The organism is Celerinatantimonas marina, from assembly GCF_046054165.1.
Taxonomy (GTDB): domain Bacteria; phylum Pseudomonadota; class Gammaproteobacteria; order Enterobacterales; family Celerinatantimonadaceae; genus Celerinatantimonas.
The window spans coordinates 115,364-136,257 of record NZ_JBFNXK010000008.1 but is presented as its reverse complement, the minus strand read 5'-3'; the positions used below and the strand labels follow the sequence as shown (position 1 = coordinate 136,257).

The window sequence follows — 20,894 nt, the reverse complement described above, 5'->3', positions numbered from 1 at the left end:
ATAAGAGGGTAATCCAAACTGCTTTATATGTTGCTGGATTTTTCTCAAAACGGGAAGTGTTATGACTACTTTATCAGGAACAAACCTCGAACATGCCAAATTGCATAATCGGCGCGTAGTGATTGAAATTATCCGGCTACATGGACAATTAACACGGGCCGAAATTGCTCGTTTGACGAATTTGACGCCCCAAACCGTATCTAACATTACCAGAGAACTGGAAACGACGGGGTGGTTACAATCTCACCAACCGAATCGTTTGGGTCGAGGACAACCCGCCATCCCATTATCAATTAATCCCGATGGAGCATGCTCCATCGGGATCCACTTGGATCAGAAACAGTTAACCATTATGGTCGTGGATCTGGCTGGTCATGAAATACAACGCTGCGAAATACGATTGGATTGTTATCAGCCGGATATGATCCTGACCCGAGTCAAAGCTCAGTTGCATAAACTAAGCCATAGCAAGTTATTTAGTTGGAAACGCTTACTGGGGATCGGATGGGTCATGCCGGGACCTTTTGGGGTGAAAGGCATTACCAGTGCTGGACCGACGACTGTGTTTGGATGGGAAGAGATCGATATCAAACAGGAAATTAAGGACGAATTCCAGTTGCCGGTATGGATTGAAAATGATGCTACGGCTGCCGCGTTGGGGGAACGTTTATATGGTGAAGCGCAGCAATTGCGTAGCTTTATTTATTTGTTTATTAATAAAGGGCTAGGGGCTGGGATTTATCTGAATGGGCATATTTATGAGGGGTTTTCGCACAACGCTGGTGAAATTGGCCATATCGTAGTGCAACCTGAAGGCCGTTTATGTTTTTGTGGTAATCATGGCTGTTTGGAACGTTATCTGTCACTGCAGGCAGCCTATGAGTTTTGCGAGTTGGGTTATGATGCCACCCCGGATCAATTGCTTTCTTTAAGTGATGAACGGCTGGAACAATGGTTTTCTGTGGCGGTTCCGGCCACTCGGCAGGCCATTAATATTATTGAATGTTTATTTGATGCTCAGGCGGTGATTTTCGGGGGGATGATCCCGGGGACTATTTTGGATAAATTGGTCAATCGTCTGGCCCCACTTTATCAATCGGTGAGTTCAAAAATGCCGAATAAAAGTCGGATCCGTATCGGACGAACCGGTTCTGAGGCAGCTGTACTGGGGGCTGCCGCACTGCCGATTATGCTGGATCCGCAGTTACCGGAAATAGAGCGGTGAGTCTTGGGCTTGTTCATTATGACCTAAAAAACAGACGGCAACGGGTTGCTCTAGTCGTTGTAATTGTTCCAGCCAGATGAGTTGATTCTTCTGGAGTTTATCGTGAGGGCCTTTGACTTCAATCCAGCCATATTGATTGTGGTTCCAGACAAATAAATCGGGCATGCCGGCCCGGGTCAATTTTAAGTCACTGAGTTGATAATCAAACAAGTGTCGCCAGATTGGAGCTGGAACGTGAGTGAGGGCTGCCTCCAAAAGTGATTCGGGGAAAGCCTGCCAGTCGAATAAAGGATTGATTAGTCCCTGTTTTTGCCGATAGCGTTGGCGGATCAGCGTGGGCCACGAAGGGGTTAGAACCGACTCCAGAGCTTGGTCCGCTTGGGGCTGGCGTTTGTGGATAAAATCGTGAGCGTAAAGATCGGCGGGCCCCGCCTGAAATGGATGAAAGAATACCCCGGGCAATTGATCCATGAATAAAATGTCCCAAAGGGTCAGTGCTAGCATTCCGTTGATAAGTGCATTTTCACAGTGTACCCCTTGCCAGCCTTGCTCTCGTAACACACTTAAAGCGGATTGCTCCGGGGCCTGAGGCATTCGCGGCTGCGACCAGTCAATTCGTTGATAATTAACCGTGGCGGGTGGATCAATAGGCCGTTTGAGCTGGCGAGCCAAACGGTAGTGAAACGGTGCGATAAACTGTTGTTCACTCAAACTGAGAGGGTGAGTTTGCCATTGCTCCAGATATTGCAGTGCCTGCTCAGGCGCTGTTTTCGCTAAAATGCGAATCTGTCGCTCCCGGCTAAAGGCGGAATCACATTGCGTGTACAGATCCAATGCGGTGGGGTGTTGCTCTCGCCGTTCATATTCACGGGCTATTTTTTCTAAAATGCGTCGACGGCGTCGCTGTAACGCCGGGTGTTCGAGTGGTTCCGGTAATTGGCTCAACAACGGATCGATCGGCCATGAGCCACCTTTCGGTTGTTGTTCTAGCTCATCGGCCAGTAAAGCCAGCTGTAAGGCCTGTTCGATTTGGGCTCGGTCCTGATAAAGACGTGTCTGTTTATCGAGTCGATATTGTTCGTATTGTCGAACCTTCAAATCACTGAGTACAAAATCGGTGAGATTCTGGTGGGGATTATTAAAATACAACAGACTAAATAAAGTGAGCCAGTCGTTTTCCAGCAATGTGAGCACATCAAATGAGAGTTGAGCTGGGGGCGTTTGCTCGGCTAATGCCGCGAGCAGCTGGGGTTTGGCCAGTGTTTTGGCAAACGGGCCGAATGTCCGTAGCTCGGAAACGGTGCAGATGTGGCCGATGGCGTCCCAGCTTAGAGGGGCATTGATCTCGACTAACTGCGCTTGCTTAAGTTCAATGCATGCGGCATCCATATCGCCAATTTCAGAATACCGAAGTTTATCGAAACGAAAATAGATCCCCTTGCGGCAGAGTAGACGGACATAGAGTAACTGTGCATCCAAACTTAAACTGCAAAGGGTTGCAATAAGCTGTTGTTCGTGAGGAGTTAAGAGATCGTCATAGCGCTGAGTGACCCCATCAATGAGTTGCCAAAAATTTGTGAGATAATAATCTGAAGGTAGCTCAATCGTGGAAACAGGGTCACTCATATGTTTAATTAAGATTTATGTTTACTGTAGACATCGATCATGACTTTTTCTGAAATCGACATCCCTAAGTTGTTATCGTAGTATGCGGCTTCGTTAATGAACGTCGGATAAACGGTTTGTTCACCCTGATAGGTGATCACTTCGTCATCGAATGTAATATACATCGGATCGCCTTTTTTCATCGGTTGAAAATCTTTATCTTCCCGATCTTTATGGATGGTTCCGGCACGGTGACCCTCACTATCGACAGGCACTTTTAATTCTTCTAAGAAGCGATAGGCTTCAACCTGTTCAGGTAACTTAGGTAGTTCACCTTTGTTATACAGTTCCAGAAAGTCCAGAATATGATCGGTGAGTGTTTCCATCCATTCCAGAACATCATGACGCAGACATCCTTGAGGCTGCGGACCCACTTCGACAATCACTCCAAATTTACCCATGGTGGCCAGCAGGTGGTGTTCATCACGAGTTTTATGGTCTTCATCCCGTGATATATTCACCTCCGGCATTTTCATTTTGACGTAACCAGCCATCAGATTATACATCGGATGCTGCTGAACCAGTAATAAACAAGGTCCCATGTTGCTGGTGGTGTTATGTAAATCCAGGACAAAGTCAAATTTAGGCGCGTCTTTATCCCCTAGGAACAGGCTGATCGCTTTGGCGCGAGACTGCTCATAATTCCCGAGTGTTGGGTCAGCCAGCAGGTCAGCTCGGAATTGTCGGTTTAAGTCCACATCCAAGTAGCGTTTAGTGGCTTCGAAGGCTTTGGGATTAGAAAATAAGGTACTGATTTCTAGATCCCTAGAGTTATATTTTTCTGGATGGAGTTGCCATTTTTTGAGTAGATAGACGCCTGAAAATTCATTGCCATGAGTTCCGCCAATCACAGCGACCTTTTTAATTGGTTCCACGATAAATCCTTTAACAATATAAAAACTTAAGATGAGCTTATAACCTATGGTTAGCCCTCGCAACCGATTTTTTATTCTTAAAATTTGATTTTTTATTCAGTCATCTCCATCCCTGCTGCTCGCGTAAAGAATGAACAGATAAATGACTATGGCTTCGCCTTGGGAGCGTCAGGACCTAACTGGAAATAGGCCGACTCAATATGTTTAACCTCTGGGAGTTTCGCTATTTTATTTAACTGTTCCCGAGTAAAGATATTAATGGTAAGGAGTGGTTCCTCGGATGAACGGCTGATGATATCAGCCCCAATATGGCGGATTTGATCCGCAACCTGAGGATCATCACTGGTCAGCAATAGTGTAGCCGTAATCGGTCGCGTCAGATGTTCCCGGTCTCGTTTTTGAAATAAATAGCAGAGCATGGAATCGACTTTACTGGCGGCTGGAGCCGCAGCTTCTTGTGAGAGCGGTTGTGACTGTGCTGCCGCCGGTAACATGACCAGCGCAGGAGTCAACGCCAGTATTCCAATACAACTTACTTTGAATATTTTCATGATCCTTCCAAATGTTAAGATTTAGTCAGGATATGCTGGAGCTACCTTGTGAGCGCAGCGAATGTATCTGAATGGGGTCAGTATTAGCTTCGCAAGCCGCGCCTTGTTCAAAATGGATTTGATTTGAACACTATTCAACCATGAATGATCAACATGTCTTCGCCATTATAATATTTTTATGCATGATGCAAACATGTTAATGAGGGTATTTTGCGCTAAAAATAGCAATGCACTTGTGATCGTGTCGCCGTGTTTTCGGGGTCGAACGCATAAGAATCGGGATGTCCGAAAGGTGTTGAGAAGCCATCCGTATTCGAGGTCATTGTTTGCGGATGGCTTTTATCATGGTATGGGCTTAGTTGGAATTAGCCTGATCGGCAAGTTTTTTTAGAACGCGTCCGGCGGCCTGCATTCCAAAACTGGCGGTTACATGAGTGGCGGCACCAAAGCCTCCGGAGCAATCCATTCGCATGCTGCCGTCGGCATTTTTAGCTGCACAGACTTCGCCATTGCCATCGGGATAGATTGGCTGTTCGGTGGAAAAGACACAATCGATGCCAAATTTGCGTTTGGGATTTTTACTAAAATTATATTTACGCCGCAGCTCAGATCGCACCTTCGAAGCCAATGGATCTTGGATGGTTTTGGCTAGATCGGCAATTTTGATTTGGGTCGGGTCGATTTGGCCGCCAGCCCCCCCAACGGTCACGATTTTGATTTTCTGCCGTTTACAATGCGCGATGAGCGCGGTTTTGGCTTTAATACTATCGATGGCATCGACGACATAGTCGAAGCGGCTATCGATATACTCACTTAAGTTATCTACCGTAATGAAATCTTCAATCTCATGGCACTGGCATTCTGGATTAATCCCAAGGATGCGTTCTTTCATCACTTCGGTTTTCGACTGGCCGATGGTTGAGGCGAGGGTGTGCAACTGACGATTGGTATTGGTGACACAAACATCGTCTAGGTCGATCAGTGTGATTTCACCAATGCCACTGCGCACCAGCGCTTCGGCAGCCCAGCTGCCGACGCCACCAATGCCGATGACGCAAACATGGCTATGTGAGAATTGTGTAAGGGCTTTGGCACCATAAAGTCTGGCGATGCCCCCAAAACGTTGCTGATATGACATATCGACCTCCAAAATCTGGGCGCTGATTATAGCAGCCTGATGATAAACCAACATGCCTCTCATAAAAAAAGCCGCCAACAAAAGTGGCGGCTCTCGATGGAACGCAGTAATAGCTTACAGGCTTTCAGCCACAATACGTTTCATGTCAGTCATGTAGCTACGCAGTTTGTAACCGACGACTTCAACCGGATGATGACGGATCGCTTGGTTCACTTCGATCAAACGCTGGTTATCAACGCTGGTATCTTCCCAAGTGACTTTTGAACCGATGTATTCACCGCTCAAACCGTTCACGATATCGCGCAGCAGAGGTACCGCTGCATGGGAGAACAGGTAACAACCGTATTCAGCTGTATCAGAGATAACCACGTTCATTTCATACAAACGTTTACGCGCAATGGTATTGGCAATCAGCGGAACTTCGTGCAGTGATTCATAGTAAGCTGATTCAGCAATGATGCCTGATGAAGTCATGGTTTCAAAAGCTAATTCAACACCGGCTTTGACACAAGCTACGAGCCATACGGCTTTGTCGAAATATTCTTGTTCATGAATTGTGGCATCTGATTCAGGTGCATTTTCAAAACCGCTTTGGCCGGTTTCTTCACGCCAGCGCAGCAGATCAGGATCACCTTTGGCCCAGTCAGCCATCATGCCAGATGAGAAGTGACCTTCAATGATGTCATCCATATGTTTCTGGAACAGTGGGGTCATGACTTCTTTGAGCTGTTCGGAAAGATCATAACATTTGATTTTCGCAGGGTTGCTTAAGCGATCCATCATGTTGGTGATCCCACCGTGTTTGAGCGCTTCAGTGATCACTTCCCAACCGTATTGGATCAGTTTGGCGGCGTAACCGGCATCTTCACCTTCGGCAACCATTTTGTCATAAGCCAGCAGAGAACCCGTCTGCAGCAGACCACACAGGATTGTCTGTTCGCCCATCAGGTCTGATTTCACTTCCGCAACAAAGGATGATTCCAGAACACCTGCTTTGTCACCGCCAGTTGCACTCGCATAGGCTTTTGCGATTTCCAGACCGTTGCCATTGGGATCGTTTTCTGGGTGAACGGCGATCAGGGTTGGCACACCAAAGCCACGTTTGTATTCTTCACGCACTTCGGTACCTGGGCATTTAGGAGCCATCATGACGACGGTGATGTCAGGACGGATTTGCATGCCTTCTTCAACGATGTTGAAACCATGAGAGTAAGACAGTGTAGCGCCTTGTTTCATCAATGGCATGACTTTAGAAACGACATCTGAGTGCTGTTTGTCAGGGGCTAAGTTGACGACCATATCCGCTGTTGGGATCAATTCATCATAAGTACCGACTTTAAAGCCGTTCTCAGTTGCTTGGATGAATGATTTACGTTTTTGAGCAATGGCTTCTGGACGCAGTGCATAAGAGATGTTCAGGCCGGAGTCACGCATGTTCAGACCCTGGTTTAAGCCTTGGGCACCACAACCGACAATCACGATGTTCCAGTCGCGAATTAGGTTACAACCATCAGCGAATTCATTGCGGCTCATGAATCGACATTTACCTAATTGCGCTAATTTCTGACGCAATGTCAGCGTATTGAAATAGTTTGCCATAAGAAGTGCTCTCCTGAATTTGATTTGCCAGTAATGGCATGCATTCGGTTTATTATCTAAACACTATAAAAGCCACAGCGTATTGCGTAAAATGATATATTCGAAATAGAGTGTTGCAGAAAATGCAATAAGAGTTTGGAGTGAGTATGGATCAGCGCAGTGCGGAGCTTTTTTTACATTTATCGAATAGTTTGCACTTTGCTCGAACCAGTGAAGCCATGCACGTGAGTCCGTCGACCTTAAGCCGGAGTATTGCACGTTTAGAAGAAGAATTAGGCGTTGTGCTTTTTACTCGCGATAAACGGAGTGTCGAATTAACGCATGCCGGCCGACAAGTGCAGCGCTTTGTACAGCAGTGGCTTGCGGATTGGCGACAGTTGCAGGCTGACTTAACCGGGCGGGGGGCCGATCTCTCCGGAGAGCTACGAGTGTATTGTTCGGTGACAGCCAGTTACAGCCATATTCCGCAATTGATTGATCGATTTCGTCTCATCTGTCCACGGGCCGAGATTAAGTTGATGACCGGCGATGTGGCGATGGCGGTATCAATGGTTCGCGATGGGCAGGTTGATGTGGCGTTAGCAGCCCGTCCGGATTCCTTGCCGATGTCGGTAAATTTTGTCAGTATGACGAAAGTTCCGTTATCTATTATTGCGCCAAAGAGTCATTGTCTGGCGCGAGAGCTTTTGGATCAAACGCCCATCGACTGGAATCGGGTTCCTTTTATTTTACCGGAACACGGGCCGGCCAGACGTCGTCTTGAAGATTGGTTCGCTGGCATGGCGATTGATCCGCTTATTGTAGGGACGGTTGCCGGGCATGAAGCGCTGGTGAGTATGGTGGCTTTAGGCAGTGGCGTGGGGATTGCCCCGGATGTGGTGCTTTCGAACAGTCCCGTCAGTGATCGCGTGGTTGAAGTGGCCGCCGAAGTGCCGATCGAGCCGTTTGATTTGGGAATTTGTGCATTATCTAAGCATTTGCATGAACCGTTGGTGCAGCGATTCTGGCAACTTGCTTCTCATCTGAATTAACAACGAAGAAGAGTGTTATGACTCCAGCTGTACAGGCACTTAAACGTGCTAAAATTGATTATCAACTCCTTTATTATGAACATGATGCGAATGCCGATAGTTTCGGCGGGGAAGCTGCCGCCAAACTGAATCTAGATCCGCATGCGATGTATAAAACACTGATTGCCTGCGATGAACAGAATCCTCGCAATATGGTGGTGGCGATTGTGCCGGTTGCCGGGCATCTGGATTTAAAAAAACTGGCCAAAGCGGCGGGTATTAAAAAGATGAAAATGGCCGATCCGGCTTTGGCGGAAAAAACCACTGGTTATATTAAAGGAGGCATTAGCCCTATTGGCCAGAAAAAACGGCTGCCCACGTTTTTAGATGAATCTGCCGAGGCTTTAGAGCATATTTATGTGAGTGGCGGCAAACGCGGATTGACTCTTGAGATCGCCCCTAAACCCGTCATGACTTTATTGAACGGTAAATTTGTTCCGATTGCCGCGGCTTAATCGCGATGATACGGATGGCTTAAGGCGCCAGTTGCATATGAACATGGGGAATCCCATCTTCTAGAAAGGTGTCACTTATCGTGACAAATCCTTTGTTCTGGTAGAAATGCTCCAGATGCTGCTGGGCGGCGATGGTAACCGGTTGATTAGGCCAGAGTGTTTGAGTGGCCCGAATCGCTTCTTCGAGCAGTGCATAGCCGACCTGTCCTCTCCGAGCCTCTTTCGCAACGATGACCCGACCAATGCTGGGGGTTTGATGCGTCAGCCCCGCTGGGAGTAACCGCGCATAAGCGACGAGTTGCTCGCCATGGTAGCCTAATAAATGCTGGAGTTGAGGGTTGGTGTCGAGATCATCCAGATCCGAATAAGGACAGTTTTGCTCGACGACAAACACATCGACTCGCAATTTAAGAAGTGCATACAGCTGCTCTAGGCTGAGTTGTTGGAAAGTTTTTAACTGCCAATTTATCATTCTTGAAAGATCCTCTATAGTGTCAGACATCGCGGTGGGCCCTAAACTACAATACAAGAAATGCGATTATTTATCGATAAGGTCAAACTATGCTAAATCCCAATAAACTCGAAGAAATAGCCAAGCAAATTCGGGAGTTGGTTCCTCCTGGAATTAAATCTGCCGGGGATGAATTTGAACGGCGTGTAAAACAAGTTCTACAGGCCAAACTGGCCCAACTTGACATGGTGAGTCGTGATGATTTTGACGTTCAGGCGAATGTATTGACTCGAACCCGGGAAAAGTTAATCGCTTTGGAAGTTCGAGTAGCGGAACTTGAGGCGAAAGCAGACGCTCAATCTGGGGTAGAATCTCAGTCTGAAAAGCCGGGAAAAGATTAGTTAAATACTCGGCCCCAACGGCTTTTAGTCGCTTAGATATATGGTAAATAACCATCTTACCGAACGATTCTGTGGTAAGCATAAAAAAAGTACATTTAGGGCTTTTCAATACCCACAGAATCTCTATTATTAGCGTTTTTATATATCGCTCACGGGGAATAGTAATCATGACCGAATGGACACCGTCCAGCTGGAGACAAAAACCGGCGAAACAGATCCCAGAATATCCGGATCAGACGGCATTAGAACAAATCGAAAAACAGTTGGCCGGACAACCACCATTGGTTTTTGCTGGTGAAGCGCGTGCGCTGCGCAGCGACTTGGCAAAAGTCGCTCGGGGTGAAGCGTTTTTGCTACAAGGTGGAGATTGTGCGGAAAGTTTTGATGAGTTTAGTACCATTCATATTCGTGATTTCTTTAAAGCATTAATGCAGATGGCCGTTGTTTTGACCTTTGGGGGACAAAAACCGGTGATTAAAATTGGTCGGGTTGCCGGGCAGTTTGCTAAACCTCGTAGTGCCAATACTGAAGTCGTGGATGGCGTTGAATTACCTTCTTATCGGGGGGATATCATCAATGCGATCGGTTTCGATGCGGCATCGCGTATCCCTGATCCAGAGCGGATGTTAAAAGCTTATCATCAGTCCACCTCGACATTGAATTTACTGCGGGCGTTTGCCCAAGGTGGGTTGGCTGATTTGCAACAGGTTCATAAATGGAACCTTGATTTCGTCGAAAAAAGTCCATTAGCGGATCGTTACCGTGATATCGCGGGTCGTATCGATGAGTCACTGCAGTTTATGAATGCTTGTGGCATTAACTCTGATACCACGCCTCAACTGCGTGAAACGACATTATATACTTCACATGAAGCATTATTGCTGCCTTATGAGCAAGCGCTTACCCGTTGCGATAGTTTGACCGGTAAATGGTATGACTGTTCAGCACACATGCTGTGGATTGGTGACCGGACCCGCCAGCCCGATTATGCACATGTGGAATTTGCTCGTGGTATTGAAAATGCGATTGGTCTTAAAGCGGGTCCAACGACGGATCCTGATGAATTATTGCGCCTTATCGATACGATTAACCCGAATAATGAAGCGGGGCGTTTGAATCTGATCGTGCGTATGGGCGCCGATAACGTAGCGGAACATCTGCCAGGGTTGATTCGTGCGGTGGAACGTGAAGGGAAACAGGTAGTTTGGAGCTGTGACCCCATGCACGGCAATACTATCAAAGCTCCGAATGGCTATAAAACGCGTCGTGTGGATGATGTTTTGCGGGAAGTGCGTAGTTTCTTCGAAATTCATGCCAGCGAAGGTTCGTATGCCGGTGGTGTTCATTTTGAAATGACGGGGCGTAATGTGACCGAATGTGTCGGCGGTGCTTTCCATATCACCGAACATGATTTGGCAGAACGCTATCACACCTATTGTGATCCGCGTTTAAATGCCGATCAGGCGCTGGAATTGGCATTTTTAATTGCTGATAATATCAAAGCGGCTCACAATGCTGTCGCTTAATCAGCACTGATATTGAAATTCAAAAAAGCCGTAATTTGAAATGACCCCTAATCGTTGGACATCCCAATGATTGGGGTTTTTTTTATGGCTGATAAGTTAAACTTGTAACGGACTTTAGTGCATTTGATAGGGCTGCGGACCGTGTCCGCCACTGTGTTCCCCATGATTGCCAAATGGGCCCAAACCAGCACAGCCAGATAATGCGATAGCGACAATGGCTATTATTATCATCCTAAACATCTTTTTATCCTTGAATGACTGAGATAATTTTACTGTAACGCTATGTTTTACGCCCCTCTATGTGCTTTACCTGAATTGGCATAACTAGAACTTTGTTTACAATTGGATCAGACCCAAGGGGCTTGTGGGTAACAAAGCGGTGTTGTTTTGTCGGCTCTTTTTTGTAGCATCTGAATCGATATGGACTGTGTTCTCTGCGTAGTTTCTTCCCACGGATCTTGCTAATCATGTTATTTTATACAAAAGGGCTGTGGAAAATACCTGAGATTCTATAACCCTTTAATAAAAAAGGTTTTATGTTTTATCTTTTGAGAGTTTAAAGGGAGTCTGTCGTGAAAATTTGTTTATTCAGTGCCAAAAAGTATGATCGCGAATACTTTGAGCGGGCCAATGCTGCGTTTTCGTTTGAACTGGAATATTTTTCAATTGCACTGGCGGCCAATACTGCAGCTTTAGCCAAAGGGGCTGATGCGGTGTGCGCTTTTGTAAATGATGATATTAGCGCTGAAACACTGCAAATTCTGCATGACTATGGCGTTAAGTTGTTGTTGATGCGTTGTGCCGGATTTAATAATGTTGACCTCGATGCCGCGCATCGGCTGGGTGTTCGGGTGGCTCGAGTACCGGCCTATTCCCCTGAAGCCGTGGCTGAACACGCGATTGCATTGTTGATGACATTGAACCGCCGCATTCATAAAGCTTATTTACGTACTCGGGATGCTAACTTTAATCTGGAAGGGCTGACTGGTTTTAATATGCACGGTAAAACTGTCGGGGTGGTGGGTACCGGTAAAATTGGTGTGGCCACTGCACGGATCTTAAAGGGATTCGGTTGTGAATTGCTGGGATTCGACCCTTATCAAAATAATGATTTTATTGCGTTGGGTGGACGCTATGTGGATCTCGATGAATTGCTGAAATCTTGCAAGGTGATTACATTACACTGCCCGTTAACTCAAGAAAGTACTTATTTGATTGATCAACACGCTTTTGCTCTGATGCAACCTCAAACAGTATTGATTAATACCAGCCGTGGTAAATTAATTGATTCGGTGGCGGCCATTGAAGCACTGAAAAAAGGCATCCTTGGGGGACTCGCTCTGGATGTCTATGAAAACGAACAGAATTTGTTTTTTGAAGATCTCTCCGATGAAGTGATTCAGGATGATGTATTCCGTCGCTTATCGGCTTGTCATAATGTGATTTTCACCGGTCATCAGGCCTTTTTAACTCGGGAAGCACTGGATGCGATTGCATCAGTTACTTTAACTAATGCTCGATGCCTCTTAAATGGTGAATCAACCCCAAATGAAATTCGGCAAAGTGCACCAGATCAACATTAATTAAAACATATTTTAAGTGGGCTATGCGGTGGAATGCGTGTTCTGCCGATAGCTCATGGGGTGGTATTGACTCGGGCAGCTCTCTTCTGGGGCAAATTTTGCTGCGCCTTGTTCGCGAAACTGATTAGGCATTACAAGCCGTGCCTTGTTAAAGCGCATTTTATTGGCGCGACATTCAACCACGAAAGATCAAAAGCCCCTAGCTGTGAATATAAGGAGTTTCTATGATTGGGCCATTTATCAATAGTGGGGCCATTATTATTGGTGGTTTGTTCGGATCGGCGATGTCTCGTTTCATTCCATCTCGTTTACAAAAAGGGTTACCTGCTACATTTGCTCTGGCGTCGATAGCGATCGGTATCAATATGATCGTGAAGGTAAAATTTTTACCGGTGGTGGTGATGGCATTGATCCTGGGGACGGCGATTGGTGAACTCTGTTCTTTAGAAGCGGGAATTACTCGTGGTGCTCAGTGGTTACAGCAACGTTTTAAAAAGTTACTCCCGGTGCCACACGGTCTATCTCAAGATGAGTTTTCACAGCAGTTTACGGCGCTTATTGCGTTGTTTGGTGCTAGTGGCCTAGGGGTGATCGGTGCGATGACCGAAGGTCTGAATGGAAGTTATCAGCTGTTGCTGGTGAAAGCGATGATGGATCTGTTGACGTCGATGATCTTTTCCATCGTTTTAGGTCCGGCGGTTGCGATGCTCGCCAGTGTGCAGTTATTAGTTCAGGTCATTCTATTCTTTCTGGCAAAAACGATCATGCCTTACATGGACGCCTTTGCGTATGCTGATTTTACCGCTGTAGGTGGCATTATCATGATCGCTATCGGGTTTCGGATGGCGAAGATCATGAACTTTGCGGTTGTGAATTTTTTACCAGGACTAATTTTGGTTTTGCCGTTTTCTTATCTCTGGCGGCATTTTATGGGATAAAAACAGGGCTCTATTCAACCGAGCCCTATATATTGAAGATGGCGCGCATTAGGCCGAAAAGGCATCGAGCATTTCCTGGCGGATTTCTTCGGTAATTTGTGATTTTAGAGCCATAAACTCGGGTGTTGTTTTCAGTGTGTAATGTCGAGGATGTTCAAACGGACTTGCTAGTTCTGTTTTAATTCGTCCCGGCCGCGCACTAAAAATAACCACCCGATTGGCCATGAAAATGGCTTCATCGATATCATGGGTGACAAACATGACGGTTGTTTTTTCTTTTTCCCAGATATTGAGCAGTAACTCTTGCATCATCACTCGGGTCTGATTGTCCAATGCGCCAAAGGGTTCATCCATGAGCAGCATTTTCGGCGAATTGGCTAAAGCGCGTGCAATGGCGGTTCGTTGCTGCATTCCCCCCGATAGCTGTCTGGGATAATGATCGGCAAAATCTTTCAGGCCCACCTGATTGAGGTAATACTGACAGATTTCCTGCTGCTGTTTAGCATTCATTCCTTTTTCTGTCAGGCCATAGCGAATATTCTCGGCGACGGTGAGCCATGGGAAAAGTGTATAACTTTGAAAGACCATGCCCCGATCTGCACTGGGACCGGTAATCGGAGCTTGATTGAGGTATAGCTGACCTGACGAAGGAGTATCTAAGCCGGCAACAATCCGTAATAAAGTCGATTTTCCACATCCTGAGGGGCCTAAAATCGTGACGAAATCATTCTTTTCGACGTTCAGATGGATGGGGGTGAGTGCCTGTACGGGGGCTTGCTTGGCACTTTCAAAGATGCGTGTGACACCTTTGACCTGAAGCAGTGACTGACTCATAACAGACTCCATGCAAATAGTCGGCGATTACAACGTTTAAATAGCATATCGCTGATGAGACCAATAATTCCGATCGTGATGATCCCAAAGATAATTTGTCCGGTATTCAGCAGTGACTGGCTGTCGACGATCATGTGTCCGATGCCGCTTTGAGAACCAATGAGCTCTGCTACGATGACATAGGTCCAGGACCATCCCAGCACTAGCCGTAGTGATTCAGCAATTTCTGGGGCACTCGCCGGGATCACGACCCGTTTCACCACTCCCCAACGGCTGGAGCCTAGTGTATAGGCTGCTTCGATTAAATCTCTACGGCTCTGGCTAACGGTCACCGAGACCATTAAGGTGATCTGGAAAAAAGAACCGATAAAGATAATGAGTATTTTTTGTAGTTCACCCACACCAGCCCATAGAATGAGTAGCGGGATAAAAGCTGAAGCAGGAAGATAGCGACAAAACGAAACAAAAGGTTCCAATAGAGCCTCGATGGCTTTATAGGCACCCATCATAATCCCAAGCGGGACGCCAATAACAGCGGCCAGACAGAACCCTCCGAGTACTCGTAAAATGGTGACTATGATATCGTGGCTAAAATTGTATTGAGTAAATAGCTCATATCCTTCTTCCAGCATGGAAATCGGATCGGCCAGAAAAGTAGATGAAACAATACCAGTGAATGAGACGAATGCCCAAAGTGCCACAAATAGGATAAAGAAACTAATCCCCAGCCCCCACTTAAGGGAGCTGTTGACTGGTTTTAATGGGGTTAATCCCCATCGTTTCGGCTGAGTGTTTGTATGGCTAGAATTGATCATCGCTCGTGATTTTTCCTCACTGTACGTATTGGCCATCATACAACCCTTGTAAATTTGGTAATTTAGGAATTAATTTGTTTTTCAGCATCAAATCACCGGCTTTACGCGTAAAGTTTTGCAATACGCCTTGGAAGAATTGTTTGTTATCTGAGCGATCCTGCCAGCGGAGGTAGGCGGCTGATTTTTCGAATTCTTCACCACTTTGTTTGACGACAGAGCCCATGATGGCATAGGATTTTTTCGGATCTTTATGGATCATTTCTAACGCGTCAAAATAGCCTTCAACCAAACCTTTAGCTGCTTCAGGATGCTGTTCCAACCAGCTGGTCTGGCAGCCTAAAGAATCCATGACCATGGGATAATCGAGCGTTGTGGCTAGAATATGTCCTTGCTGTGGTGCCTCACGGATTTTCGACAGATAGGGTTCATAAGTCATAGCCGCATCGTTTTGGCCGGCAACGAAAGACTGCGCAGCGGCGCTGGGTGAAAGCATATTGACGTTGATATCGCTCATACTCATATGGTTTTCATTGAGCATCCAGGCTAAACCGAAGTAGGATGTTGTCCCTTTGGCATCAACGGCAACTGTTTTTCCCTTCAAGTCACTAAATGATTTAATATCATTTCGAGCCGCTAAACCATCAGCACCATAAGATTTGTCCAGCATGACGATTTGTTTGATGGGGACCCTTAAATTCCACGGAATATAAGTTTCAATAGTGGTTGCAGCACATTGTAGCGAGTTGGATGCAATGGCTAACAGCCGATCTTTTTGAGGGATCATCTGAATGTCGACATCGACACCATGTTTAGCAAACAAGCCTTCTTTTTGAGCCAGAACGAGTGGACCAAATCCTGTCCAGCCTGAAATACCAATAGCGACTTTGGTATTGGCCAATACGGAAGAGCTAAGAGTCACTAACCCCAGAACAGCCAGAACTTTAGATGCCTGACGTAACGAATGGTGATATGGCATGAACATACTCCCTTATGTGAAGACCCGTGGTGCGGCCTTGAAATAGACTGCAAAATCAAGCAGTAATTATGCCAATCGCCGGAGTGGTGATTGTATATACAGGAACGCTAGCTGCGCTGAATAGAATGGCTGGTTATTGCTATTTTAAGTCTGTTTAAATGTCCTATATTTGTGCATTTGTTTGATAATGGTGCGCCACATTGCCCCATATCGGATCTCTACTGTGTGTTTCATAGTTGCGGTACTGAAAAGTATGCTTGAGACTCGTCAAGGTAATTGGGATAGAGTAGATTACGAGAGTTGATCAACAAGAATAACGATGCAGGAGAATTTCATGGAATCGACATTAGCGCCTAGCTCCATCACCGCTCATTTCCCGGCGGGGTATATTCGTGAAGCTGGAATCATTCAAAAGTTACCCCAATATTGTCAGAAATTCGGTTCTAAAATTATGGTGTTAGGGGGAAAAACGGCTTTATCGGTTTTAGCTGAACACGTGGCCCCAATGCCAAATACGACTTATCACTGGTTTGGTGGCGCCTGTACTCAAAGTCATATTGATCGCCTAACGCAACAGGCCACAGATGAACAGGCGGATGTTTTGGTCGCTGTCGGTGGAGGGAAGGCTCTGGATACCGGCAAAGCGGTTGCGGTGGCTACGGGGTTGCCTTTGATTACGGTGCCTACCATTATTGCTACCTGTGCGGCCGTGACCCCGTTGACGATTCGCTATTTAGATGATGGTCATTTTTCAGATCTTTATCACTTGCCTAAAGCGCCTGAATTGGCATTAGTGGATACTCAAATTTTAGCTGAATCGCCATTACGCTGGTTGTCTGCCGGACTGGGAGATACTTTAGCCAAATGGTATGAATATCGTTCGTTGAAACATGAGCCGGCTGATTTAATGGGGGCTCCGCAATTAACATCTTTTAATAGCGAGTTGTGTTTCCGGTTGATTAATACCTATGGTAAAAAAGCGTGTGCGGCTCTTGATGCTCGCCAATCTGATTTGGCCTTGGAACAGGTGACCGATGCCATCGTGCTCTATGCGGGGATGACTTCTATTTTGGCTAGTGGTGCGCATGCAACTGCGGCTCACGGTCTATATGAAGGATTTACCGTAAATGATGAAGTGCGTGAATTTGGCCATGGTCTGTTGGTCGGCTACGGTAACTTGGTGTTACTCGCGCTAGAACAACGCTCCGATACCGAACTTCTGGATGCGATTGCTCTGGCTAAAGTTTGTGGTATTCCAACCCAGTTGGCCATGATTAAAAATGACTGGACGGAACAGGAATGGAATGCAGTGCTGCGTGAGGCGATCGATACGCCGGATATGCAGCAATTGCCTTTTCCTGTGAGTGTCGAAATGCTATCTGACGCTTGTCGGCGAGTCGATGCTCTGGCTCAGTCAAACTGATGATCTCAAGTTTGTTATTTCTTTGACCCTGATAGGTGCCGTGTTCGATGTTGTTGGTCGTGGTGATGACACGGTACATTAGTTTGCCTTGCTTCAATCAAGCTTAAGATGGCTGCAAAACTAATCATGAAAGGTCAACAGCCCTCGTTGAATGGGCAACTGATTTTTTGGGCGAACATTGGATCACAATCGAAGCTTGCATTCGGGAACGGCCAAACTGGCTGATAGCCCGGAATTCTTCTGGAGTGATGGGCATTTGGATCAAATCGGTGGGCGTTAGACGGCGATCCGTGTCGAAATCTGGATCATTCAGATACAGATGCTGGGTATCAGCATGTGCTACCATGACCCAGTGAGGAGCTTTGTTGCGGTTTAGGCGCCAGGTACTGACGAGCGTTAAGGCCACTGCACCTTGGGTCAGATATTGAAAAAGTGAATTGACATCGAGCGCTTGGTGATAAATGTTTACATCGGTTTGAGCCAACTCTTCACAAAAAGTTTGGTGAACCAGTTTGAGAACCGATTTTTTATCTTCGGAACGAACTCCATCGATAAATGGGGTTTCGACGGTATTGGTAAATAGACTGACTTGAAATCCACGCCGCCAAGCAGCAAGGGCTAACCCTTCTGCAGCACATCCTCCATGTCCGGAAGTCATATAAATGGTGGTGGCCTCTCGCCAGATTTGTAGTTCTTGCTGACGTGTCATGAGGTGGGTTGCATCGAGTGCCTGCATGGCCATCATTAAGCTGGCCGGTCCACAGGTAAACGGTGTGGTTTGCGCGTAATAGGGGCGGGACGGATAGTCTGGAGCACTACGTTGCAGTGGTTTTTCCATACGTAGTCCATCGTTACCATTTTCATAATAACCCGGAAGGGTGTCTATTTCATGAAATCCCAGTTTCTGATACAGATGAATTGCTGCTTGATTATTGCAATCTACTTCTAGGCGTAAAAAATGACAGCCATAAAGTTGAGCGTTGTTTTGGATCCGTTTGACTAAAGCGAGACCAACCCCTTGATGTTGCACTTGGGAGAGAACGGCCAGCGAATAGAGCCGAGCGAGCGATGTGCCACGGCGATAGAGTACCAGAGCGTACCCAACACATTTTCCTTCATGGATAGCAATTTGGAGATCGGCATGGCTGGAGTGAATGAAGCGTTGGAAGCTGCGTTTGGAAATACGGTCACTCTCGAAGCATTGATATTCAATATTAAGTAGGGCATTCAGATGCGCTGTGGTTGCCGGTTCTAAATGGATCGAAGTCGTCATGTTTGGCTTAAATAAATAAAGATTATTTATGCTACGCCTAATTCAATTTTACCACTATATGAAAGATGTGGTTTTAACTTAATACGATAGGAATAGAAAGCGCTCTGCTCGTTTCGCGCATTAAGCGTTACAGAGCGCCTTGTTCAAAATATGTTTAATCTGAACAACATTCAATGATGAAAGGTTAATCGGTTCTAGAGTACGGGGGTCATTTTTTGACGTAAGGATTTTGGAACATCTTTAACTAAGACAATACGTAATCCATCATTGTTTTGGAATGTTTTAGATAAGTTTTGATTGCTATGTAGTGTCGTGTTGACAACGTCAGGAGATAACGTATACATCGCGCCATTGAATGGGTCAACAATAAACCAGCCAATAAGCCCTCCAAAGACTAAGTTTCCTGCGATATACCACCCATTGGCGTGAGCGCTGAGTTGTATCGTTTGCTGCTCATACCCCGATTTACTAATGGTTACGATATAGCTTTTTTTGCCCCAGTAGTTTCCGTTACTTTTTTTAAGGGTTATGGTGGATGGAGTTCGTCCGGCATAGACCTCCTGGCTCGATTCATCTCGAACTGAAATTTTTGCATCACCGGGGGTACTTGAAATGGTCACGACCTGTGTTTTATCACCCACAATTGTGGCGCATCCACTTAGTAAAAAGCAGGCTAGGGTAACTACTGTCCATAGTTTTTTCATATTTAAAATCCGCTATAACTCATTATTTTAAAAGGAAGCGAATTCTATATATTTATTCATAGATAAATCAATTGATTAGTAATTGAAAAATTATTAGTTAGCGAAGACAATGATCTATATCATTTAATATTTTCAGGATTTAAAAAAGGCTACTAAAATCAGTAGCCTTTTATGCTTAAATCATTTTTTTAAGAATGAACGTCGATTACATGGCAGCTTTGAAGATAGCTACGACTTCATCATGGGTAGGCTGTTTGGGATTTGTTAAACCACAAGCATCTTTCATTGCATTGTCGGCTAGAATATCAAAATCACTTTCTTTAGCGCCGAGTTCAGTCAGCCCTGCTGGAATATTGACATCTTTAGACAGTGTTTCAATCGCTTTGATGGCTGCTGCTGCACCGTCTTGATCACTCATGCCTTCAACATCGACACCTAGGGCTTTCGCAACAATTTTCAGACGAGGTGAAGCAACCTGAGCATTGTAGCGTTGGACATGAGGCAACAATACTGCGTTACAAACACCGTGTGGCAGGTCATAGAAACCACCCAATTGGTGAGCCATGGCATGAACATAACCTAAAGATGCATTGTTAAATGCCATACCCGCTAAGAACTGAGCGTAAGCCATCTGCTCACGAGCTTCCATATTGCTACCGTTATGAACGGCTTCACGCAGGAAGTCACGGATCAATTCAATAGCTTGAATGGCACAAGCATCAGTGATTGGATTTGCGGCTGTTGAAACATAAGCTTCAACGGCATGAGTCAGAGCATCCATCCCGGTAGCTGCGGTCAATGATGGAGGCATCCCCGCCATCAGTTTTGGATCGTTTACAGACAGAACCGGCGTGACGTTTTGGTCAACAATTGCCATTTTTACATGGCGTTCTTCGTCGGTAATGATGCAGAAACGAGTCATTTCAGAAGCTGTACCGGCAGTGGTGTTGATACTGATTAGAGGCAATTGAGGTTTTTTAGAAACATCGACACCTTCATAGTCAGAGATATGGCCGCCGTTAGTAGCGACTAAAGCAATACCTTTAGCGCAGTCGTGAGAAGAACCACCACCCAGTGAGATCACACAGTCACATTCATGTTCATTCAGAATATCCAGACCTGCATTCACATTGCTCACAGTTGGGTTAGGCTGAACACCATCATAAACCCGACTCTCAACATTATGCTCTTTAAGTAAAGTCTGAATCTGTGCAACAACACCTAATTTAGTCATTCCAGGGTCGGTGACAATTAGTGCATGTTTGAAACCCTGGTTTTCAATCTGCTGTGCCGCATCTTTTAAAGCGCCTTCGCCCATAATGTTAACGGCAGGAATATAAAATGTGCTACTCATGAAATAATCACCTTTTAGCTACAGTTTTTTAACGGGTG

21 protein-coding genes are annotated in these 20,894 nt (G+C 45.9%); 8 read left to right on the top strand and 13 right to left on the bottom strand.

The window, feature by feature from the left end:
• Nucleotides 1-61: 61 nt before the first annotated feature.
• Nucleotides 62-1,225, top strand: coding sequence for an ROK family transcriptional regulator (locus ABUE20_RS10885; RefSeq protein ID WP_408619951.1), 1,164 nt, complete (start codon nucleotides 62-64; stop codon nucleotides 1,223-1,225).
• Here ABUE20_RS10885 and ABUE20_RS10880 read toward each other — a convergent pair.
• From ABUE20_RS10880 to ilvC, 5 genes are all read right to left on the bottom strand, one after another.
• Entirely contained in the window at nucleotides 1,205-2,851 is a 1,647-nt protein-coding gene (locus ABUE20_RS10880) for a VRR-NUC domain-containing protein (protein ID WP_408619950.1), read from the bottom strand. The genes ABUE20_RS10885 and ABUE20_RS10880 overlap by 21 nt on opposite strands.
• An 8-nt stretch (nucleotides 2,852-2,859) precedes the next feature.
• Nucleotides 2,860-3,765 carry an aspartoacylase gene (locus tag ABUE20_RS10875; protein ID WP_408619949.1) on the bottom strand — a complete coding sequence of 302 codons (906 nt, stop codon included), beginning with the start codon at nucleotides 3,763-3,765 and terminating at the stop codon, nucleotides 2,860-2,862.
• 146 nt (nucleotides 3,766-3,911) lie between these two features.
• A complete protein-coding gene (locus tag ABUE20_RS10870) occupies nucleotides 3,912-4,316 on the bottom strand; it encodes a hypothetical protein (RefSeq protein WP_408619948.1) in 405 nt (134 codons plus the stop codon).
• Nucleotides 4,317-4,671: 355 nt separating this feature from the next.
• The gene (gene tcdA / locus ABUE20_RS10865; protein ID WP_408619947.1) at nucleotides 4,672-5,454 is read right to left on the bottom strand and encodes a tRNA cyclic N6-threonylcarbamoyladenosine(37) synthase TcdA; all 783 of its coding nucleotides are present in this window, start codon (nucleotides 5,452-5,454) and stop codon (nucleotides 4,672-4,674) included.
• 114 nt (nucleotides 5,455-5,568) lie between these two features.
• The gene (gene ilvC, locus ABUE20_RS10860) at nucleotides 5,569-7,053 is read right to left on the bottom strand and encodes a ketol-acid reductoisomerase (protein WP_408619946.1); all 1,485 of its coding nucleotides are present in this window, start codon (nucleotides 7,051-7,053) and stop codon (nucleotides 5,569-5,571) included.
• Nucleotides 7,054-7,199: 146 nt separating this feature from the next.
• Between ilvC and ilvY the strand changes: the two genes are divergently transcribed.
• Entirely contained in the window at nucleotides 7,200-8,084 is an 885-nt protein-coding gene (gene ilvY, locus ABUE20_RS10855; RefSeq protein ID WP_408619945.1) for an HTH-type transcriptional activator IlvY, read from the top strand.
• Nucleotides 8,085-8,101: 17 nt separating this feature from the next.
• The gene (gene ybaK, locus ABUE20_RS10850; RefSeq protein WP_408619944.1) at nucleotides 8,102-8,578 is read left to right on the top strand and encodes a Cys-tRNA(Pro) deacylase; all 477 of its coding nucleotides are present in this window, start codon (nucleotides 8,102-8,104) and stop codon (nucleotides 8,576-8,578) included.
• A gap of 19 nt (nucleotides 8,579-8,597) precedes the next feature.
• Here the strand turns inward: ybaK and ABUE20_RS10845 are convergent, their stop codons facing one another.
• Entirely contained in the window at nucleotides 8,598-9,050 is a 453-nt protein-coding gene (locus ABUE20_RS10845) for a GNAT family N-acetyltransferase (RefSeq protein ID WP_408619943.1), read from the bottom strand.
• Nucleotides 9,051-9,139: 89 nt separating this feature from the next.
• Between ABUE20_RS10845 and ubiK the strand changes: the two genes are divergently transcribed.
• On the top strand, nucleotides 9,140-9,430 hold the full coding sequence (gene ubiK, locus ABUE20_RS10840; RefSeq protein WP_408619942.1) for a ubiquinone biosynthesis accessory factor UbiK: 291 nt from the start codon (nucleotides 9,140-9,142) through the stop codon (nucleotides 9,428-9,430).
• Nucleotides 9,431-9,597: 167 nt separating this feature from the next.
• Nucleotides 9,598-10,956, top strand: a complete 1,359-nt coding sequence (locus ABUE20_RS10835) for a class II 3-deoxy-7-phosphoheptulonate synthase (protein WP_408619941.1) — start codon at nucleotides 9,598-9,600, stop codon at nucleotides 10,954-10,956.
• A gap of 114 nt (nucleotides 10,957-11,070) precedes the next feature.
• Here ABUE20_RS10835 and ABUE20_RS10830 read toward each other — a convergent pair whose 3' ends face one another.
• A complete protein-coding gene (locus ABUE20_RS10830; RefSeq protein WP_408619940.1) occupies nucleotides 11,071-11,196 on the bottom strand; it encodes a hypothetical protein in 126 nt (41 codons plus the stop codon).
• Between the two features lie 332 nt (nucleotides 11,197-11,528).
• Here ABUE20_RS10830 and ABUE20_RS10825 point away from each other — a divergent pair, with 332 nt between their 5' ends.
• Both ABUE20_RS10825 and ABUE20_RS10820 read left to right on the top strand, forming a co-directional pair.
• The gene (locus ABUE20_RS10825) at nucleotides 11,529-12,539 is read left to right on the top strand and encodes a 2-hydroxyacid dehydrogenase (protein WP_408619939.1); all 1,011 of its coding nucleotides are present in this window, start codon (nucleotides 11,529-11,531) and stop codon (nucleotides 12,537-12,539) included.
• Between the two features lie 224 nt (nucleotides 12,540-12,763).
• Nucleotides 12,764-13,477 (top strand): DUF554 domain-containing protein, encoded by a 714-nt coding sequence (locus ABUE20_RS10820; protein WP_408619938.1) that lies wholly within the window; start codon nucleotides 12,764-12,766, stop codon nucleotides 13,475-13,477.
• 48 nt (nucleotides 13,478-13,525) lie between these two features.
• On the opposite strand, the gene ABUE20_RS10815 is transcribed toward ABUE20_RS10820, so the two are convergent.
• The 3 genes from ABUE20_RS10815 to ABUE20_RS10805 are packed head-to-tail and all read right to left on the bottom strand — an operon-like array spanning nucleotide 13,526 to nucleotide 16,102.
• A complete protein-coding gene (locus tag ABUE20_RS10815; protein ID WP_408619937.1) occupies nucleotides 13,526-14,311 on the bottom strand; it encodes an ABC transporter ATP-binding protein in 786 nt (261 codons plus the stop codon).
• Nucleotides 14,308-15,126: an ABC transporter permease gene (locus ABUE20_RS10810; RefSeq protein WP_408619936.1), complete on the bottom strand. Its 819-nt coding sequence runs from the start codon at nucleotides 15,124-15,126 to the stop codon at nucleotides 14,308-14,310. Before ABUE20_RS10810 ends, ABUE20_RS10815 begins: the two co-directional genes overlap by 4 nt.
• A 16-nt stretch (nucleotides 15,127-15,142) precedes the next feature.
• Nucleotides 15,143-16,102 carry an ABC transporter substrate-binding protein gene (locus ABUE20_RS10805; protein WP_408619935.1) on the bottom strand — a complete coding sequence of 320 codons (960 nt, stop codon included), beginning with the start codon at nucleotides 16,100-16,102 and terminating at the stop codon, nucleotides 15,143-15,145.
• A gap of 334 nt (nucleotides 16,103-16,436) precedes the next feature.
• Between ABUE20_RS10805 and ABUE20_RS10800 the strand changes: the two genes are divergently transcribed.
• Nucleotides 16,437-17,525: an iron-containing alcohol dehydrogenase family protein gene (locus ABUE20_RS10800; RefSeq protein ID WP_408619934.1), complete on the top strand. Its 1,089-nt coding sequence runs from the start codon at nucleotides 16,437-16,439 to the stop codon at nucleotides 17,523-17,525.
• Nucleotides 17,526-17,649: 124 nt separating this feature from the next.
• Here the strand turns inward: ABUE20_RS10800 and ABUE20_RS10795 are convergent, their stop codons facing one another.
• From ABUE20_RS10795 to yiaY, 3 genes are all read right to left on the bottom strand, one after another.
• The gene (locus ABUE20_RS10795) at nucleotides 17,650-18,798 is read right to left on the bottom strand and encodes a GNAT family N-acetyltransferase/peptidase C39 family protein (RefSeq protein ID WP_408619933.1); all 1,149 of its coding nucleotides are present in this window, start codon (nucleotides 18,796-18,798) and stop codon (nucleotides 17,650-17,652) included.
• A 194-nt stretch (nucleotides 18,799-18,992) separates the two neighbouring features.
• Complete coding sequence (locus ABUE20_RS10790; protein ID WP_408619932.1) at nucleotides 18,993-19,502, bottom strand: hypothetical protein; 510 nt, start codon at nucleotides 19,500-19,502, stop codon at nucleotides 18,993-18,995.
• Nucleotides 19,503-19,707: 205 nt separating this feature from the next.
• Nucleotides 19,708-20,856, bottom strand: coding sequence for an L-threonine dehydrogenase (gene yiaY / locus ABUE20_RS10785; RefSeq protein ID WP_408619931.1), 1,149 nt, complete (start codon nucleotides 20,854-20,856; stop codon nucleotides 19,708-19,710).
• Between the last annotated feature and the right edge of the window lie 38 nt (nucleotides 20,857-20,894).

Bases quoted from the DNA above. Each gene is read 5' to 3' on its own strand.
- ABUE20_RS10815 (WP_408619937.1), bottom strand. From the start codon at position 14,311: ATGAGTCAGTCACTGCTTCAGGTCAAAGGTGTCACACGCATCTTTGAA.
- ybaK (WP_408619944.1), top strand. From the start codon at position 8,102: ATGACTCCAGCTGTACAGGCACTTAAACGTGCTAAAATTGATTATCAA.
- ABUE20_RS10870 (WP_408619948.1), bottom strand. From the start codon at position 4,316: ATGAAAATATTCAAAGTAAGTTGTATTGGAATACTGGCGTTGACTCCT.
- ABUE20_RS10810 (WP_408619936.1), bottom strand. From the start codon at position 15,126: ATGATCAATTCTAGCCATACAAACACTCAGCCGAAACGATGGGGATTA.
- ABUE20_RS10835 (WP_408619941.1), top strand. From the start codon at position 9,598: ATGACCGAATGGACACCGTCCAGCTGGAGACAAAAACCGGCGAAACAG.
- ABUE20_RS10845 (WP_408619943.1), bottom strand. From the start codon at position 9,050: ATGATAAATTGGCAGTTAAAAACTTTCCAACAACTCAGCCTAGAGCAG.
- ABUE20_RS10885 (WP_408619951.1), top strand. From the start codon at position 62: ATGACTACTTTATCAGGAACAAACCTCGAACATGCCAAATTGCATAAT.
- ABUE20_RS10830 (WP_408619940.1), bottom strand. From the start codon at position 11,196: ATGTTTAGGATGATAATAATAGCCATTGTCGCTATCGCATTATCTGGC.
- ABUE20_RS10800 (WP_408619934.1), top strand. From the start codon at position 16,437: ATGGAATCGACATTAGCGCCTAGCTCCATCACCGCTCATTTCCCGGCG.
- ABUE20_RS10795 (WP_408619933.1), bottom strand. From the start codon at position 18,798: ATGACGACTTCGATCCATTTAGAACCGGCAACCACAGCGCATCTGAAT.
- yiaY (WP_408619931.1), bottom strand. From the start codon at position 20,856: ATGAGTAGCACATTTTATATTCCTGCCGTTAACATTATGGGCGAAGGC.
- ubiK (WP_408619942.1), top strand. From the start codon at position 9,140: ATGCTAAATCCCAATAAACTCGAAGAAATAGCCAAGCAAATTCGGGAG.
- ABUE20_RS10820 (WP_408619938.1), top strand. From the start codon at position 12,764: ATGATTGGGCCATTTATCAATAGTGGGGCCATTATTATTGGTGGTTTG.
- tcdA (WP_408619947.1), bottom strand. From the start codon at position 5,454: ATGTCATATCAGCAACGTTTTGGGGGCATCGCCAGACTTTATGGTGCC.
- ilvC (WP_408619946.1), bottom strand. From the start codon at position 7,053: ATGGCAAACTATTTCAATACGCTGACATTGCGTCAGAAATTAGCGCAA.
- ilvY (WP_408619945.1), top strand. From the start codon at position 7,200: ATGGATCAGCGCAGTGCGGAGCTTTTTTTACATTTATCGAATAGTTTG.
- ABUE20_RS10880 (WP_408619950.1), bottom strand. From the start codon at position 2,851: ATGAGTGACCCTGTTTCCACGATTGAGCTACCTTCAGATTATTATCTC.
- ABUE20_RS10790 (WP_408619932.1), bottom strand. From the start codon at position 19,502: ATGAAAAAACTATGGACAGTAGTTACCCTAGCCTGCTTTTTACTAAGT.
- ABUE20_RS10805 (WP_408619935.1), bottom strand. From the start codon at position 16,102: ATGCCATATCACCATTCGTTACGTCAGGCATCTAAAGTTCTGGCTGTT.